General features: G+C 27.6%; 18 protein-coding genes. 17 read left to right on the top strand and 1 reads right to left on the bottom strand.

Features of this window, described 5'->3' with window-relative positions; all coding sequences use genetic code 11:
* Nucleotides 1-134 precede the first annotated feature (134 nt).
* From purB to CQA44_RS06785, 12 genes are all read left to right on the top strand, one after another.
* A complete protein-coding gene (gene purB / locus CQA44_RS06840; RefSeq protein ID WP_115546538.1) occupies nucleotides 135-1,472 on the top strand; it encodes an adenylosuccinate lyase in 1,338 nt (445 codons plus the stop codon).
* Nucleotides 1,473-1,570: 98 nt separating this feature from the next.
* Nucleotides 1,571-2,083, top strand: a complete 513-nt coding sequence (locus CQA44_RS06835) for a peptidylprolyl isomerase (RefSeq protein ID WP_115546537.1) — start codon at nucleotides 1,571-1,573, stop codon at nucleotides 2,081-2,083.
* 10 nt (nucleotides 2,084-2,093) lie between these two features.
* Entirely contained in the window at nucleotides 2,094-2,426 is a 333-nt protein-coding gene (locus CQA44_RS06830) for a multidrug efflux SMR transporter (protein WP_115546536.1), read from the top strand.
* Nucleotides 2,423-2,740, top strand: coding sequence for an SMR family transporter (locus CQA44_RS06825; protein WP_115546535.1), 318 nt, complete (start codon nucleotides 2,423-2,425; stop codon nucleotides 2,738-2,740). Before CQA44_RS06830 ends, CQA44_RS06825 begins: the two co-directional genes overlap by 4 nt.
* A 72-nt stretch (nucleotides 2,741-2,812) precedes the next feature.
* Nucleotides 2,813-3,538 (top strand): (Fe-S)-binding protein, encoded by a 726-nt coding sequence (locus CQA44_RS06820; RefSeq protein ID WP_115546534.1) that lies wholly within the window; start codon nucleotides 2,813-2,815, stop codon nucleotides 3,536-3,538.
* Nucleotides 3,539-3,551: 13 nt separating this feature from the next.
* Nucleotides 3,552-5,000 (top strand): LutB/LldF family L-lactate oxidation iron-sulfur protein, encoded by a 1,449-nt coding sequence (locus CQA44_RS06815; protein WP_115546533.1) that lies wholly within the window; start codon nucleotides 3,552-3,554, stop codon nucleotides 4,998-5,000.
* The gene (locus CQA44_RS06810; protein ID WP_115546532.1) at nucleotides 4,993-5,613 is read left to right on the top strand and encodes a lactate utilization protein C; all 621 of its coding nucleotides are present in this window, start codon (nucleotides 4,993-4,995) and stop codon (nucleotides 5,611-5,613) included. Before CQA44_RS06815 ends, CQA44_RS06810 begins: the two co-directional genes overlap by 8 nt.
* The gene (gene yaaA / locus CQA44_RS06805; RefSeq protein WP_115546531.1) at nucleotides 5,610-6,350 is read left to right on the top strand and encodes a peroxide stress protein YaaA; all 741 of its coding nucleotides are present in this window, start codon (nucleotides 5,610-5,612) and stop codon (nucleotides 6,348-6,350) included. Before CQA44_RS06810 ends, yaaA begins: the two co-directional genes overlap by 4 nt.
* A gap of 11 nt (nucleotides 6,351-6,361) precedes the next feature.
* A complete protein-coding gene (locus CQA44_RS06800) occupies nucleotides 6,362-8,242 on the top strand; it encodes a hypothetical protein (protein ID WP_115546530.1) in 1,881 nt (626 codons plus the stop codon).
* 14 nt (nucleotides 8,243-8,256) lie between these two features.
* Nucleotides 8,257-9,036: a glutamate 5-kinase gene (gene proB / locus CQA44_RS06795; RefSeq protein ID WP_115546529.1), complete on the top strand. Its 780-nt coding sequence runs from the start codon at nucleotides 8,257-8,259 to the stop codon at nucleotides 9,034-9,036.
* On the top strand, nucleotides 9,033-9,932 hold the full coding sequence (locus tag CQA44_RS06790) for a methionyl-tRNA formyltransferase (protein ID WP_115546528.1): 900 nt from the start codon (nucleotides 9,033-9,035) through the stop codon (nucleotides 9,930-9,932). Before proB ends, CQA44_RS06790 begins: the two co-directional genes overlap by 4 nt.
* On the top strand, nucleotides 9,929-10,555 hold the full coding sequence (locus CQA44_RS06785; protein WP_115546527.1) for a biotin--[acetyl-CoA-carboxylase] ligase: 627 nt from the start codon (nucleotides 9,929-9,931) through the stop codon (nucleotides 10,553-10,555). Before CQA44_RS06790 ends, CQA44_RS06785 begins: the two co-directional genes overlap by 4 nt.
* Nucleotide 10,556: 1 nt before the next feature.
* Here the strand turns inward: CQA44_RS06785 and CQA44_RS06780 are convergent, their stop codons facing one another.
* Entirely contained in the window at nucleotides 10,557-13,190 is a 2,634-nt protein-coding gene (locus CQA44_RS06780) for an AsmA-like C-terminal domain-containing protein (RefSeq protein WP_181881811.1), read from the bottom strand.
* Between CQA44_RS06780 and mltG the strand changes: the two genes are divergently transcribed.
* From mltG to CQA44_RS06755, 5 genes are all read left to right on the top strand, one after another.
* Entirely contained in the window at nucleotides 13,183-14,127 is a 945-nt protein-coding gene (gene mltG, locus CQA44_RS06775) for an endolytic transglycosylase MltG (protein ID WP_115546525.1), read from the top strand. The two genes, CQA44_RS06780 and mltG, sit on opposite strands and share 8 nt — an antisense overlap.
* Nucleotides 14,128-14,302: 175 nt before the next feature.
* Complete coding sequence (locus tag CQA44_RS06770) at nucleotides 14,303-14,614, top strand: 4Fe-4S dicluster domain-containing protein (protein WP_115546524.1); 312 nt, start codon at nucleotides 14,303-14,305, stop codon at nucleotides 14,612-14,614.
* Nucleotides 14,615-14,630: 16 nt separating this feature from the next.
* Nucleotides 14,631-15,758, top strand: a complete 1,128-nt coding sequence (locus CQA44_RS06765; RefSeq protein ID WP_115546523.1) for a 2-oxoglutarate synthase subunit alpha — start codon at nucleotides 14,631-14,633, stop codon at nucleotides 15,756-15,758.
* A gap of 1 nt (nucleotide 15,759) precedes the next feature.
* Entirely contained in the window at nucleotides 15,760-16,587 is an 828-nt protein-coding gene (locus CQA44_RS06760) for a 2-oxoglutarate ferredoxin oxidoreductase subunit beta (protein WP_115546522.1), read from the top strand.
* A complete protein-coding gene (locus CQA44_RS06755; protein ID WP_115546521.1) occupies nucleotides 16,584-17,129 on the top strand; it encodes a 2-oxoacid:acceptor oxidoreductase family protein in 546 nt (181 codons plus the stop codon). Before CQA44_RS06760 ends, CQA44_RS06755 begins: the two co-directional genes overlap by 4 nt.
* Nucleotides 17,130-17,261 lie beyond the last annotated feature (132 nt).

The raw sequence follows: 17,261 nt of genomic DNA, 5'->3' as shown, positions 1-17,261 counted from the left end.
TTTACTATCAATATTATTTTTAGTTAAAACTATATTCTCTAACAACCTCGTTAATTACAAATACCTATAATAAATACAAAGAAATAAATTCTTAAGTTATAATTCATATTAAATTTTATAAATAAAGGCATAAAATGGTAGAGCGATATGCAAGAGAAGAAATGAGCAAAAAGTGGAATAAACAATCTAAATTTAATGCGTGGCTAGAGGTTGAAAAAGCTGTAGTACGTGGTTGGAATAAATTAAAATTAATAAGTGACAAAGATTGTGAGAATATATGCAAAAATGCTAAGTTTAGTATTGAAGAGATTGAGAAAATAGAAGAAATTACAAAACACGATTTAATAGCATTTACAACCTCTGTGGCTAATTCTTTAGGAGAAGAAAGTAGATGGTTTCATTATGGTATAACAAGTAGTGATACTATTGATACAGCAGTTGCATTACAAATGAGAGATAGTTTGCTTTTGATAATAGATGATTTAAATATATTACTAAGCGAACTTAAAAATAAAGCAATGATATATAAAGATACGCTTATGGTAGGTAGAAGTCATGGAATACATGGAGAACCAATTACATTTGGACTAGTAATTGCAATTTGGTATGATGAAATTAAAAGGCACTTAAAAGCTTTGCATTCAACATTACAAATTATATCAATTGGCAAAATAAGCGGTGCTATGGGTAATATGGCACATTCACCAATAGAATTAGAAGAATTTGTTTGCAAAGAATTAGGTCTTGATGTCGCTCCTGTTAGTAATCAAGTTATTCAAAGAGATAGATATGCAAGGCTTATTACAGATATTGCCTTACTTGCTAGTAGCTGTGAAAAAATAGCAGTTGCAATTAGACATTTTCAAAGAACAGAGGTATATGAATGTGAAGAATATTTTTCACAAGGACAAAAGGGAAGTTCTGCAATGCCACATAAAAGAAATCCTGTATTGAGTGAGAATATAACAGGGCTTTGTAGAATATTACGCTCATATTCAATACCTGCAATGGAAAATGTAGCACTATGGCATGAGCGGGATATAAGCCACAGCTCTGTTGAACGATTTATATTACCTGATGCGTTTATAACGCTTGATTTTATGTTAAATCGTTTAAGTAATTTAATTAAAAATTTAGTGGTATATGAGAAAAATATGTTAAAAAATTTACAATTAACAGGTGGTCTTGTCTTTTCACAAAGAATTCTATTAGAATTGCCAAAAAAAGGTATAAGTAGGGAAGAGTCTTATACTATTGTGCAAAAAAATGCAATGAAAGTATGGGAAGATTTACAAAATGGTAAAAATGCTATTAATGAAAATGGTGAGAGTTTATATTTACAATATTTACTTCAAGATAATAATTTATTAGATAAATTAGATGAGAAATCTATTAGAGAATGTTTTGAATATAGCTATTATTTAAAAAATGTTGATAGTATTTTTAAAAGAGTTTTTGGAAAAGATTTATAATATAAAATTACATTAAATATATTAATTATTTAGAATTATTTAGTGATTAAAATATTAAATACTATAATTTTATGATTTAAAATTAGAATGGAGAAAAAATGGAACAATTAAAAGTATATGAAATAGATGAAAAATTTTTAGAAGCAAATAAATTTGCAAATATTAAAACCTCTAAAGGTGATATAAATATAGAATTATATGCTAAATATGCACCACAAGCAGTTACTAACTTTATATTTCTTGCAAATAATGGATTTTATAATGATTTAAAATTTCATAGAGTAATCCCTAATTTTATGGCACAGGGGGGTTGCCCTTTTAGCAAAGATAATAAACCCTATGTTGGCACAGGTGGTCCTGGCTGGAGGATAAAATGTGAAGTAGAAAATAACCCCAATAAGCATATAAAAGGTGCTTTAAGTATGGCTCACGCAGGTAGAGATACAGGTGGAAGTCAATTTTTTATCTGCTTTGATTCTTTTCCTCATTTAGATGGTGAACACACCGTTTTTGGTGGTATCTTAAGTGATGATAATAAGAGTATGGAAATATTAGATAGTATAAAACAAGGTGATATTATAAAAGAAATTATTATTAAAGAAAAACTTTAATCTTAGTAATATGCAAAAAGCTAAAATGATAGCTTGGGCTTTTCTTTTTATAGCAATCATTGCAGAGGTAATTGGAACTAGTTTTTTAAAACTTGAAAATATATATTTTAGATATATTATGATGAGTATTTTTATATCTTTGTCTTATTACTTTATGGGAATTGCTATAAAAAAGATTCAAGTTGGCATTGCTTATGCTGTATGGGAACTACTTGGAACTATATTAATAATATTAATATCACTATTTGTCTTTAAAGAAAGTTTAAACACTAATCAAATAATTGGGATAATTTTAGCATTAATTGGAATCTTGCTAATAAATATAGGAGAAAAAAAAGAGTGAAACTATATTTATTTATCATTATTTTTTCCGCATTACTTGATATTAGTGCTAATTTATTATTAAAAAAATCTAATGGTTTTAGAAATAAAAAATATGGGATTCTAGCAATTATACTAGCTTGTATAGCATTTTGTTTGCTTTCTTTTAGTTTAAAATATATTGAACTTAGCATTGCTTATTCTACTTGGGGTGCTATTGGAATTCTTGGAACTTGTATTGGCGGATATGTATTTTACAAAGAGAAGTTAAATTATATTGGGATTTTTGGAATAATAATTACTATTTGCTCTGTAATTATTTTAAACTTAGGATAAAATTAAATTTAATTTTTATTAATTTAATGTTAGACTATTCATTAAATAAAATTATATTTAAGGTTTCTAAATATGAAGGTTTATTTTTTTGCTACTTGTCTTGGTGGAATTGCTTATTCTGATACTTGTGTAAATGCTATTAAGTTACTTCAAAATGCTGGAGCAGAAGTTATATTTAAAAAAGATCAAACTTGCTGTGGTCAGCCTAGTTATAATTCGGGTTATTATGAAGATACAAAGAAAATAGCCCTTCATAATATATCATTATTTGATAAGCCATATCCAATCATCATTCCATCTGGCTCTTGTGCTGGAGTTATGAAAGTTGATTATTTAGAGCTTTTTGCATCTGATGGAGAATATAATAAAGTAGAAGAATTCTGCTCTCGTGTATATGAATTAAGCGATTTTTTAGTTAAAGAATTGAAAGTGCAGTATGAAGATAAAGGAGAGAAAACAAAAGTTACTTGGCATTCTAACTGCCACGCTCTTCGTGTATGTAAAAGCATTGAATCATCTAAAAAACTAATACAACAGCTAAAAAATGTAGAATTAATTGAACTAGAAAGAGAAGAAGAATGTTGCGGATTTGGAGGAACATTCTCAATAAAAGAGCCAGATATTTCAAATGCTATGGTTTTAGAAAAAATAGAAGATATAAAAAGTAGAAATGTAGAATATCTAATATCAGCTGACGCTGGTTGTCTTATGAATATAAGTGGTGCTATGAAAAAAAATGGTATCAATGTGAAACCTGTGCATTTATATGATTTTATAATTAATAGAGTCAATCTATAAATAAGGATATAAAATGAGTAATAATTTTCATTCAAGCAGTGAATATAATAATATAATCCATAATAAATTAAATGATAAACAACTAAGAAAAAACCTAAAATCTGTAATGGATACATTGAAAAAAAATAGAAAAAATACTATTGCCTCTCGCTACACAAATTGGGAAGAATTAAGAGAGCTTGGAAGAAAAGTTAAGCAAAATTCTCTATCAAATCTAGCAAACTTATTGGATAAATTTGAACAAAATGCAATTAAAAATGGATTTAAGATTCATTGGGCTAGAAATTCTAAGGAAGCAAATGAGGTTATTTTATCTTTGATGCAAAAAAATGCTTCTAATGTGATATTAAAAGGTAAATCTATGGCAAGTGAAGAAATTCATCTAAATGCTTACTTAAAAGAAAATAATATCAATGCAATAGAAACTGATTTAGGAGAGTTAATAATACAGCTTATAGATGAGCCTCCTGTTCATATTGTAGCTCCTGCAATACATAAAAATCGCTATGAAATAGGTGAGATTTTTAAAGACAAGCTTAAAGCTCCACTTGAAAATGAGCCAGAAAAACTAAATGGCATTGCAAGAGAGCACTTAAGAAAAAAATTTAAAGACTTTAAAATAGGTTTATCTGGAGTAAATTTTGCCATTGCCAATGAAGGTGCTATTTGGCTTATTGAAAATGAAGGCAATGGACGCATGAGCACAACTGCCTGTGACATACATATAGCAATTTGTGGAATTGAGAAGATAGTAGAAAGCTTTGAAGATGCTAGCATCCTAGACTTATTACTTGTGCCTAGTGCAACAGGTGCTAATATCACTTGTTATAATAATATAATCTCGCATCCTCGTCAAAAAGATGAATTAGATGGACCAAAAGAAGTCCATATAATTTTGCTTGATAATAATCGCTCTAAAATTCTAGCAGATAGTCATTATTATCGATCCCTTAGCTGTATTCGTTGTGGAACTTGTCTAAACCACTGCCCTGTTTATGATAAAATAGGCGGACACGCATATTTATCAACATATCCTGGACCTATTGGAGAGGTAATATCGCCTCAAATATTTGGATTAGATAATTGTTCTCCTATGCTAAATTTATGCTCACTTTGTGAAAGATGTTCTGAAGTTTGTCCTGTTAAAATACCACTAGCAAGTCTCATTAGAGATTTAAGAAGTGAAAAAGCAGGAGAGGGAAGAAAGGATATTATGGGTTATAATGAAGTATATAGAAGTAAGATAGAAAAAACAAGCTTTGCAATATTTACAAATTTAGCCACAAGTGGCTTCAAATGGAGGCTCTTACTAGCACAAATTAGGATATTTGGAGGTCTAGGAAAAATATTTGGAGGAATAATTCCTGGATTAAAAAATTGGTTAGCATACAGAAGCTATCCTATATTAAACTCCAATCTGCACTCTAAGATAAAAAAAATGGAAGGGGTAATTTATGAGTAAAGATGTGATTTTATCAAATGTAAAATCTGCATTGGAGCAAAATAAGCTAAAAAGTGCGTCAAAAAGCTATGTTGATTTAATAAAGCATAAAGAAAATAGCATTGTAAAAGAATATATTGAAATGCAAAATGCAAATAAAGCCATGGTAATAGAAAGCAATGATGTATCAAAAGATATAAAAAAAATTTTGGATAAATTAGATTCTAAAAAGGTTCTATACAGCCTTGATGTAGAAGATTATGTAAGCAGTATCAAAGAATATAAATTAACTGCATATAATAAAAGTGTTGATGTAATGAGAGATGAGCTTTTTAGTATAGACACTTCAATTATTAAAGCAAAATGTGGAATTGCAGATGTTGGCATCTTTGGCATAGCATCATCACCAAAAGAACCTAGACTTGCTTCATTAATCACAGAAAATTGCATTGTGATTTTAGAAAAGAAAAATATAGTCCAAAGTATTATAGATGGAGTAAATACCCTAAAGGGTAAAGAAAACTTACCTAGCAATATGATTTTTATTGCAGGTCCAAGTAGAACAGCAGACATTGAACTTAAAACTGTATTTGGTGTTCATGGACCACAACAAGTATATATTATTTTAATATGAAAATATTATTTAGCCCAAGCGAAGAAAAAAACCTAATTTATAAAGATAAAAATAATTCTTATCTTTTATTTATGCAAAGCTTGCTTTTTAATAATCTTTATAATTTTAGGAAAGATGTTTTAAATCAATATTTAGATTTTTTAATAAATGCTAATAGTAATGATATTGCAAGGATTTTAGGGAGTAAAAAGGTAAATCTAGATATATTATCTGCATGTAATAATATACCTTATGCAAATACAATAGAATCTATTTTTCTTTATAATGGTGTAGCTTTTAAAGCACTAGATATAAATACTTTACCAAAAGATTCTGTTGATTATTTATTAAATAATGTAATTATTTTTAGCAATTTATTTGGAGCAATTAGAGCAAAAGACAAGATTCCATACTATAAATTAAAACAAAATGAGAAATTTGGAAAATACAATATTTCTAGTTTTTATAATGGTTTTAAAAATGAACTTGATAAATATTTAAAAAACGAGGAAGTGCTAGATTTAAGGGCTGAAATTTATATCAAAGCATATAGTCCAAATATTCCAACTACAATAGTGGAATTTTATAAAAATAACAAAAAAGTATCTCATCACTCAAAATTATATCGTGGAATCTTACTTAGAGAAATTGCTTTAAAAAAACAATTAGATATTTGTAACTTAGATTTTAAGAACTTTAAACTATGTGATGTAAAAAAAATTGAACTAAAAACAATTCTAAAATATGAAATCATATAAAGAGGTAATTTTTGAAAAAGATATTATTTATTTTTGTGATATTATTTACACTAAATGCAGAATCTTTAACACAACAACCATTAATTGTAGAATTTGATGTATTTAAAGAGGCACAAAAAATATGCCAAGGCGGAGATTACACAAAACTTCAATGTTTAGTTAGAGAATTAAAAAATTATAGCAATAGAATCTATACTAAAATAAGTGGAACTAGGGGAAGATTTAGTGTAATATTTTATGCCCTAGATTCTGATGGTAGAATAACATACCCTCAAAATATCACTCAAAAGGTTTGCGAATTCACAGATACTTTTGGTAAAAAAAGCATTTCAAAACTTAGTGGTAATGGGTTTAATTATGTGTTAGATTATAATTTTCCTGCCTCATCATCTAATAGTAGAGCTTATATTTCCTGCCATTTTATGCAAAATAATCAAATTATATCTCAAACAACTCAACCAATTAGTGTAATACCAAATGATTTTGATATACAATTAAGCATCAAAGATGCAAGAAATTCTGATTATAATCTAAATATGATAGATTACCCAACTCCAAGCTTATCCCAAGTGGAAAATAGTAATTACACATCAAATACTCCTGATTTAATCATAAAAGCTCAAACTAATACTATAAATATCAATAATAATGCTACTGCAAGAACAATTAATGGAGATATTGATAGAGGCTTTAATGAAACACTAGTGCCAATATCAATTAAATTTAGTAGAGATAATGGATTATGTAATTCTATTAGTGAGAGTGCAAATGGAGGCTTTATATTTAAAAATGGAATGTTTTTTCAGAATAATGTAAATATAAATTTTCTTGATGTAGCAAGCGGTGAATTAGAAATTATTTTAGCTCATAAATTGGATATGAACGATAGAATGACTGGAAAATGTCTGCTCTCACCTCCGCAAAGTATAGATATAACAAATGCTGGAAAAGTTTTATGTCAAAAACAAATTGTTATTAGAAAAAGAGTTGATATAGTTCCATATTCATTCTATATATCTTTAGATAATAGTGGAAAACAAATTTATTATAATCAACATAGCTTTATTCCTGCAATAATAAACCTACCAACAATAAAGCTTAATATTTCTGCAACAAATGATAGAAATCAGCTACTTAAAAATTTTACAAAAGATTGTTATGCAAAGAATTTAAGCATAAAACTAGATGATAATAAAAATAATCTAATTTTTATTAATGAGAATATCCCAAATTCCATTATCCCAAAAGATACTTTCTTAGAAAACTCCATTTCAAAGACTATTCGCAAACTATCTAGTAGTGGAATAAAAGACAGAGATTTAACCCCACTTGATTTATTTAACTCAAATGTTATCAACCTAAATGATGCTTTTTTAAAAGTTGGTTTTGAAGATTCTAATATAAAATATCCTATTTATAATATAAAACCAAAAATAACAAATGATTGGAGAATAGCCCTAATGAGAGGTAGAATCTCTCTTATAAAAAATACAAATGAGAATACCTCTCTAATAGCAAATCCAAAAATTTATTATGAATTTTATTGTAAATCACCAACTTGTAAAATAGAAGACCTAGAGAGTGTCTTATCTCCATATACAAGATTTCCAAAGTCTAATACACAGGATTGGTATATTAATACTGCCCACCCTCAAAACTTAAAAGTTATGGAAGATAATTTATCTCTAAATGAGAATTTGAGCATATATTCCATTGGCAATATATCAAATGGAGTTCAGACAATGGCTTTACAATCAAAACAAAAGGGTAGTTTTGATATAAAAGTAAAACAAGGCTTTGGATACGATGATTTTGCTTTATTCTTATATTTTGCACCAAATTATATAAATATAAGAAATGATTTAGGTGTAAGCACTAAAGTTAATTTCTAAAAGAGTTTATAAATATGAAAAATAGATTAGTTATAAAAGTGGGTAGCTCAATAGTTTCAAATGGAGATATTTTAGTATTAGAGCAAATTGAAGCATTATGTGAATTTATAGCAAATATAAAAGATAAATTTGATGTTATTTTAGTTAGCTCTGGTGCTGTTGCAAGTGGATATACAAAGCTGCATTTAGACAAAAGTTGTATTGAAAATAAACAAGCCCTAGCTAGCATAGGACAGCCTTTATTAATGGCTGCATACAAAAAAGCTCTAAAGGACTACAATATAATACCTGCACAATTACTGTTAATAGGTTCTACTTTTGATTCTAGAAAACGCACTGCTTATGCTAAAAAAACTATTGAAATTTTACTTGAAAATAATATTTTACCAATTATTAATGAAAATGATTCTATTGCACAAGGTGAACTTGTATTTGGTGATAATGATAGATTAAGTGCTTATGTAGCACATTATTTTGATGCAGATATGCTTATAATTCTAAGTGATGTTTATGGCTATTATGATAAAAATCCACTAGAGTTTAAAGATGCAAAACTAATTAAAAATATCTCTAATATAAAAAATAAGCATTTTAATAAAGAACAAAAAACAGGTAGCAAGTTTAGCATAGGAGGGATTGTAACAAAACTTATTGCAGCAGATTTTTTATTAAAACATAATAAAAAAATGTTTCTTTGTTCAGGTTTTGATTTAAATCCAAGTTTAGATTTTTTACTATATAAAAAACATAATTTAGGAAGTTTATTTGATAAAAATAAAGGAATTGAGATTTGAGAATTATATTTTTTGGAACTCCAATATTTGCTAAAAACATATTACAAGATTTAATTCAAAAATTTGAAATAATAGCACTAATAACACAAGAAGATAAGCCCTTTGGTAGAAAAAAAGAGCTAAAAATGCCAGAGTGTAAAGAATTTATTATCTCAAATGAGCTTAAAATCCCAATATTTCAACCAACAAATGTAAAAGAAATTATTAATAATATTTATTCATTAAAACCAAATTTAATCCTTGTAGTAGCTTATGGAAAGATGTTACCAGAAGAAATTACAGCAAAATTTTATTGTATTAATATTCACGCATCTATATTGCCAAAAAGTAGGGGTGCAAGCCCTATACAAGATATGATTTTGCAAAATCAAAAATATTTTGGGGTAAGCCTAATTAAAATGAATGATAAACTTGATAGCGGAGAGATTCTATCAATAAGCTATATTAAAAATAACAGCTTTGATATAGAAGAATCTAACAAAATTCTATCTAGTATTGCCTCAAGACTAGCAATAAAAACAATAAATAGCCTAGATTCCATACAGGAATTAAAGCAAATTGAAGCTGATTGCAGCTATTGTAAGAAAATTAATAAAAAAGATGGAATTATAGATTTTAATAATGCAGAAGAAATCTATCTAAAATATCTAGCTTATAAAACTTGGCCCCAAATTTATATTACTAATGGCACAAAACTATCTTGTATAGATATTAATGAAAAAGATTCTACCAATATCAAAGGAAAAATTTTAGAAATTCATAAAGACTATATTGTTATTGCTTGCAAAAGAGGTAGCATAAAAGTAAAATATATTCAATCAGTAGGTAAAAATAAACTTCCTGCTAGTGCTTATATAAATGGTAAAAGATTAAAGGTTAATGACACTCTTGAATGAAAATAAAATATTTTACAACACTACCATCTACACAAAAATATTTGATTGAAAATATAAAATCAAAGATAATTACTAATCAAACTTGTATTGTAGCAGGACATCAAAGTGATGGTATTGGCTCAAGAGGAAATAAGTGGAGCAATGTAGAAAATGGGCTTTATTTTTCATTTAATATTTTTTTGGATTCTCTTCCTGATGATTTAGCCCCTCAATCAATGAGTATATTTTTTGCGTTTATATTTAAAGAAAATTTACAAAAACTAACATCTAAGGTATGGTTAAAATATCCTAATGATTTATATATTTCAAGCAATAAAATAGGTGGAATAATTTGTAATATAATAGGTGAATTTGCAGTATGTGGAATTGGACTAAATATAGAATCTAGTGCTTTTGGCTCACTTGAGTACAAAATAGATAAAAATATCATTTTAGAAAAATATTTTAAAAATATAAAAGATTACACTTGGAGTAAAGTTTTTGCAAAGTATTCAAAAGAATTCTACAAAAACTATGACTTCTTTTTTCATTATAAAGATAAATATTTACCACTAAGAGATTCCACCCTCCTAGAAGATGGCTCTATAAATATAAATGGAGAGATATTATATTCTATTAGATAAATTATCTTCTTCTCTTTTTATTTTCTTTCTTTAGCTCTTCTATTAATACTTGAAATGGAGAAAATACCCTCTTTAGCATATTAATTGGTGCTTTTGCTGTATCTTCTAAAAGAGATAATTCTGTTACAGGCTCATTTATACTACCCTTAATTGTAAGGTCTGTAGTAATCTTGCCATCTTCTCCTAGTAAAATATATCCAAAAATTGGAATCTTATTTAAAATAGAGCTTAAGCTTTTAATAGTAGATAATTCTAATCTAATATTTAGTTCTTCTTTTTTTAAATCAACTACACCATTTCCTGTTATATCAACAGAGCTACCATTTATATTTATATCTTCTAAAGCTATATAATCACTATCAACACCCACTCTTATATTAGCCTCATTAATTTCATATCCATTTGTGCTAAAACCGGGTAACTTAAACACAACTAGAGAAGGGATTGCATCAATAAATGAGAGAATATTTTGCAAAGAAGCCATATTTTTTACACTAGTATCAAGCATACTTACATCACCTACAAACTTATTATCTCTATAAATTCCAAATACACCAAATGTTCCACCATAAACTACATCTTTTTTAAATAGGTTATTTACAAAATCAGCATTAAAATTATTTGCCTCAACATTTATTGTCTTACCATCAAGGATTATATTTGCTATACCATTTTTATTTCTTCCATTTCCTATAAAACCATTTTGTGTAGTTTTTAACATAGCTTCATCTAAAACTACATCATAACCAAATAATCCTATAATAATATTAGAAGCATTTATTAAAATATCAACAGAATCTGAAAGATTTTTTTTATTATTACTTTTTTTAAGATTCGCAAAAATAGGAATACTAGAATCTAAAATTTCATCTATATTAATATATTTATCTTTAACTGATAAATCTACATATCCACTATCAAAATCTATTTTAATATCAATTTTATCTGCATTATTATATAAATGTATATTATTAGAATTTATTGTGCCATTAATCTGAATTGAGCTTAATCTCTCTTTATTTAAAAAGTATATTGGATATTTTAGGTTATACAAATTAGCAACCAATAAAATGTCCTTATTATCTTTATTGATATTTAATTTAACATTACCATTTTTTATATCATACATAGTTAATATAGGAGCATAAGGCAATAGTTTATTAATATCATTAATACTAATTTGTATATCTTCATTAATTAATGCAGAAATATTAAATTCATCAATATTAACCAATAAATCAGAGGTGCTAAAATCCATATTTGCCTTTAGCTCCTTATTATTAAAATTGACTATTTCATCACCACTAGCAGTAGCTATTTGTAACTTACTTGGTAAAATAATTAAATCTATTTTCTTATCTTTCGTATTAATATTTACATTTACCTTGCTTGATAAAATATTATCAATATTCACATAAGAATCTATAATGTCAATAATATTGTCTTTAATATTAATATTAGATTCTTTTATAAATAAATCCATCCCAGCAATGCTTACATTTGAATTTTTTACCTTAAAACTACCATTTGGCGTAACTTTTGTTGCTAACTTTTCAGTTGGTAACAAAATATCTAAATTAATATTTCCCTCTCCAACCCCGTCTTTTTGAAGAATCGGAATATTAATACCATAAAATTTTAAAATACCAAGTATCCTATTATCTAAAAGTATATTTTTTGAAGTAAGATTTAATGAAAGTAGAGTCTGTGGAGAAAAAAAATCGCTAATCTCGACTATACTTTTATCTACTAAAACATTATCATAAGAAGCATTTTGTGTATAAAAACTAAGCTTTCCTTTATCAAACACTACAAAAACATCATCTACATTTATATTTTCTAATTCATCTTCAAACTTTAATGAAACATTTTTAAGTGTCCCTATTGCATATAAATTTTCTACAATAACTTTATCTATATTTTTATAATCTAAATTTTGTGTGTATAAATAAGCACGATTTATAGTTATGTTATCAAAAGATGCTTTTTTAAACATCCATTCATAAACACTAGAATCTAACATCTTAATATATGGTGCTAAAATATCAACAGAATCTAAACTTGTAGAATCCAAAACAATATTTAAATACTTAAAGTTTGTTTCGCCCTGATAGCTTACTACATTATCTAGTTTATTATTTATATAACTTTCTAAGTCAAATGCGAATCTAGCTCCATCTTCTATATATAATATTTTGCCCTTAATATCTAGTTCTTCTTGCTTTATTTTTAATGTTTCGATATCAAGTAAAATATCATCACCATCATTAACTAATTTAAAGGATGCTAAAACATAAGGAATATTAACCTTAAAATAATTACCATTGAAATAAATTGATGATGTCTCATTTTGGTATATAATGCTTGATATTTCTAAATGCTCAAAAAAAGATGTAATAGTAATTATACTTCTAATAATTTTTGTAATATATTGCATACTTAATGTAGAGGTATCATCTTTTTTTGATTGTTTTAAATGGCTTAAATCAATATTATTTATTTGTAATACAAGTTTTTTGTCTAATTTTAGATATAATCCGTCAATTTTAATGTTGGCTATAGATATACTATCAATCTTTATACCATCACTAAGAATCTTAAAAATCAAAGCAAAAAGTAGAATAATAATGAGCAAAATTGCAACTTTACTATATGTCTTTTTAAATATGGTATTATTTTTTTTCATATCTATTTTCTATTATCTAAGTTTAAATGCGTCATACCCTAGCGTGATAAATGTTCCAAAAGGTAGCATTGAGGTAATTATAACACATTTTAAAAAAAATAATTTAGATATAAATAATTTTGATAAATTTATACTTAGAATCTTAGGCTCCCCGCAAAGTGGTTGGATAGAGATAAAACCGACAAATATTATAAATAATACAACCTCAAAAGGTAGTTTTTTATATCAACTCACAACTTCAAAAGCTGCATTAAAAGATTTAACACTAATTCCGGGTGAAACAATGTATTTTTTTATTGAAAACATCAGTTCTACCTTTGGTTTAAATAAACAAGAATTAATAGATGCTTATAATGAATTTACAAAATATCCTGATGGTGTTATCTATCCAAATACATATAAAATTCCTATTGGAATAGGTCCTAGATATTTAATGAGTTATTTAATAAATCAATCAATGAAAGAACATAAAAAAAATGCAATAAAAATTCTAGGAAGATATGATGAAAAACAATGGTTTAACTATATAACAATTGCCTCAATAGTGCAAAAAGAGGCAGCAAATATTCAAGAAATGCCAATTGTTGCAGCAGTAATATATAATAGACTAAAAGCAAAAATGCCTCTTCAAATGGATGGCTCACTAAATTATGGTGAATTCTCACACTCAAAAATAACACCTGAGAGAATAAGAAAAGATAAAAGTGTTTATAATACATATTTAAATAGAGGGATTCCACCCTATCCTGTTGGAAGTGCGAGTATAGATGCTATTATTGCTACAATCCGCCCTGCAAATGTTGATTACTTATATTTTGTTAGAAATAAATCTGGTTCACATAGCTTTTCAAAAAATTATAAAGAACATTTAAATAATATAAACTAGATTTTAATAATTTTAATATTAGTAAATTTAATATTGTAGAATTGTTACAGGTATAATAAAATAATTTATTAAATATGTTTAAGTAAGCTATAAAATTATTTATTAAGTCCTACAATTAAAACTATATAGTTTATCTATATATTAAATAGTTAAATATAAAAATTAAGGAGATAGAATGGGTAAGTTAGAAGCCCCAAAAGACACGCCTGTTTGGGTAGATTACAACAGATGTAAGTCATGTGATATTTGTGTTGATGTATGTCCTAGCGGAACTCTTGCTATGGTAATTGATATGAATTCAATACAAGGTAAAATTATAAATGTTATTAATCCAGAAAGTTGTATTGGTTGTAATAATTGTGAGTTATCTTGTCCAGATTTTGCAATACATGTAGCAGATAGAAAAGAATTTAAATTTGCAAAACTTACGCCAGAAGCTAAAGAGATGGCAATAAAAATTAAAAGCAATAAATATATGGCAATATAAAAATAAAGGAGGGAGTATGAGAGACATTATTTCAGAAGGAAATGAGTTAGTAGCACTTGCAGCAGTTGATTCAGGTTGTAAATTTTTTGGTGGATATCCAATCACTCCATCAAGTGAAATAGCACACCAAATGAGTGTCCTTTTACCAAAAAATGATGGGGTTTTTATACAAATGGAAGATGAAATTGGTGGTATATCAGTAGCAATTGGTGCATCTATGGGAGGTGCAAAATCACTTACTGCAAGTTCAGGTCCGGGAATCTCCCTAAAAGCAGAACAAATTGGATATGCTTTTATGGCTGAAATACCGCTTGTTATTGTAGATGTTATGCGAGGTGGTCCATCAACAGGACTTCCTACAAGGGTTTCTCAAGGTGATATTAATCAAACTAAAGCTCCTACACACGGAGATTTTCAATCTATTACAATTTGTCCGGGAAATCTTAGTGAAATATATACACAAACAGTAAGAGCTTTTAATATAGCTGAAGAATTAATGACACCCGTTTTTCTACTACTTGATGAGACTTTAGGACACATGCACGGAAAAGCAACTCTACCTAACTTAGAAGATATTAAAAAAAATATTAAAAATAGAAAAAAATTTGAAGGTGACCCAAAAGATTACAAACCGTACCAAGCAAAAGATGATGAACCTGCTGTGCTAAACCCGTTTTTCAGCGGCTATAAATATCACATTACAGGTCTCACTCATGGATATACAGGTTTTCCAACAGAAGATGAGAAACTAAGCGGTGAACTAATCAATAGATTATTTAATAAGATTAATTCAAGAGCATCTCAAATAGTAGAATATGAAGAATATATGTTAGATGATGCAGATATTCTAATAATATCTTATGGCTCTGCATCTCTATCTGTAAAAGATGCAATAAAAGAGCTTAGGGGAGAAGGAATAAAAGTTGGACTTTTTAGACCAATAACAATTTGGCCATCGCCTGAAGATAAACTAAAGGAATTAGGAAAAAAATTTAGCAATATCCTAGTAATAGAGCTAAATTTAGGGCAATATGTAAAAGAAATTGAAAGAATTATGAAAAAAGATATTAAATTCTATGGAAAAGCAAATGGTAGAGCAATCTCTCCAAGTGAAATTATTAAAGAAATAAAAAAGGGGTTATAAAATGGCATACAATTATGATACATATCTAAGAATGGATAAAATGCCTACACTTTGGTGTTGGGGTTGTGGAGATGGTATAATTTTAAAAACTGTTATTAGAGCAATAGAAAATGTAGGTTGGGATATGAATGATGTTTGTGTTGTGAGTGGTATAGGTTGTAGTGGTAGATTTTCGTCTTATCTGAATTGCAATACAGTGCATACAACACACGGAAGAACCCTAGCTTATGCAACAGGAATAAAACTAACAAATCCAAAAAAACATATAATAGTAATTTCTGGTGATGGTGATGGTATGGCTATTGGTGGAAACCATACGATACACGCTTGTAGAAGAAATATAGATATTAAGTTTATCTTAGTAAATAATTTTATATATGGTTTAACAAACTCACAAACTTCTCCAACAACACCTAGAGATTTTTGGACTGTTACTGCACAATATGGAAATATTGATTATTCATTTGACCCTTGTAAAGTAGCTGATGCTGCTGGTGCTACATTTATAGCTAGAGGAAGTGTAACAAAACCTCAAACATTAGAAAAAATTCTAATATCAGGCTTTAAACACGAAGGTTTTACTTTCTTTGATATACATAGTAACTGCCATGTAAATCTAGGTAGGAAAAACAAAATGGGAGAAGCCGTAGATATGCTAAATTGGATAGATACTAGGTTAGTAAATAAAAATGAGTATGAAAAATTATCTCCTGAAGAAAGAGAAGAAAAGTTTGTAACAGGAGTACTAAAACAAGATACCTCAAAAGAAGAGTATTGTAATGCGTATTTTAATAAAGTAGTAGCAAAAGCAAAAGGAGATAAAAAATGACAGAGCTTCGTTTTACGGGTGTAGGAGGGCAAGGCGTATTGCTTGCAGGAGAGATTTTAGCAGAAGCTAAGATTATAGACAAAGGATATGGAGTTAAAGCTGCAACCTACACAAGCCAAGTTCGTGGTGGTCCTACAAAAGTTGATATACTTCTTGATGATAAAGAAATATTATATCCATATGCTCAAAATATCGATTTCATGCTATCGACTGCACAAATTAGTTATGACCAATTTAAAATAGATTTAAAAGATAATGCTATCGTAGTAGTAGAAAGCAATCTAGTAACTCCATCAAATGATGATTATAATAAATACAAAATTTATTCAATTCCAATTATTACAATAGCAAAAGAAGAGGTTGGAAATGTTGTAACCCAATCTGTTGTAGCTCTAGCAATAACTATTACTTTGACACAATGTATTAATAGAGATATTGTATATGAAACAATGCTATCTAAAGTTCCTAAAAAAGTAGCTAATGTAAATAAGTTAGCTTTTGAGTTAGGAGAAAAATACGCAAAAGAAGCTATAAAAAACTAATTTTTAAACAAAGGCAAAGCCTTTGTTTAAATTATCTAAAATTCACACATAGCCTGCGACTTTAGCAAGTAAGTATCCCGCAAGGCAGGAGCTAAATACGCCTAGCAAGCCCGGAATAATAAAGCTATGATT

Source organism: Helicobacter sp. MIT 14-3879 (assembly GCF_003364125.1).
The sequence above is the reverse complement of the archived record's forward strand: the minus strand, read 5'-3'. Positions and strand labels throughout refer to the sequence as shown.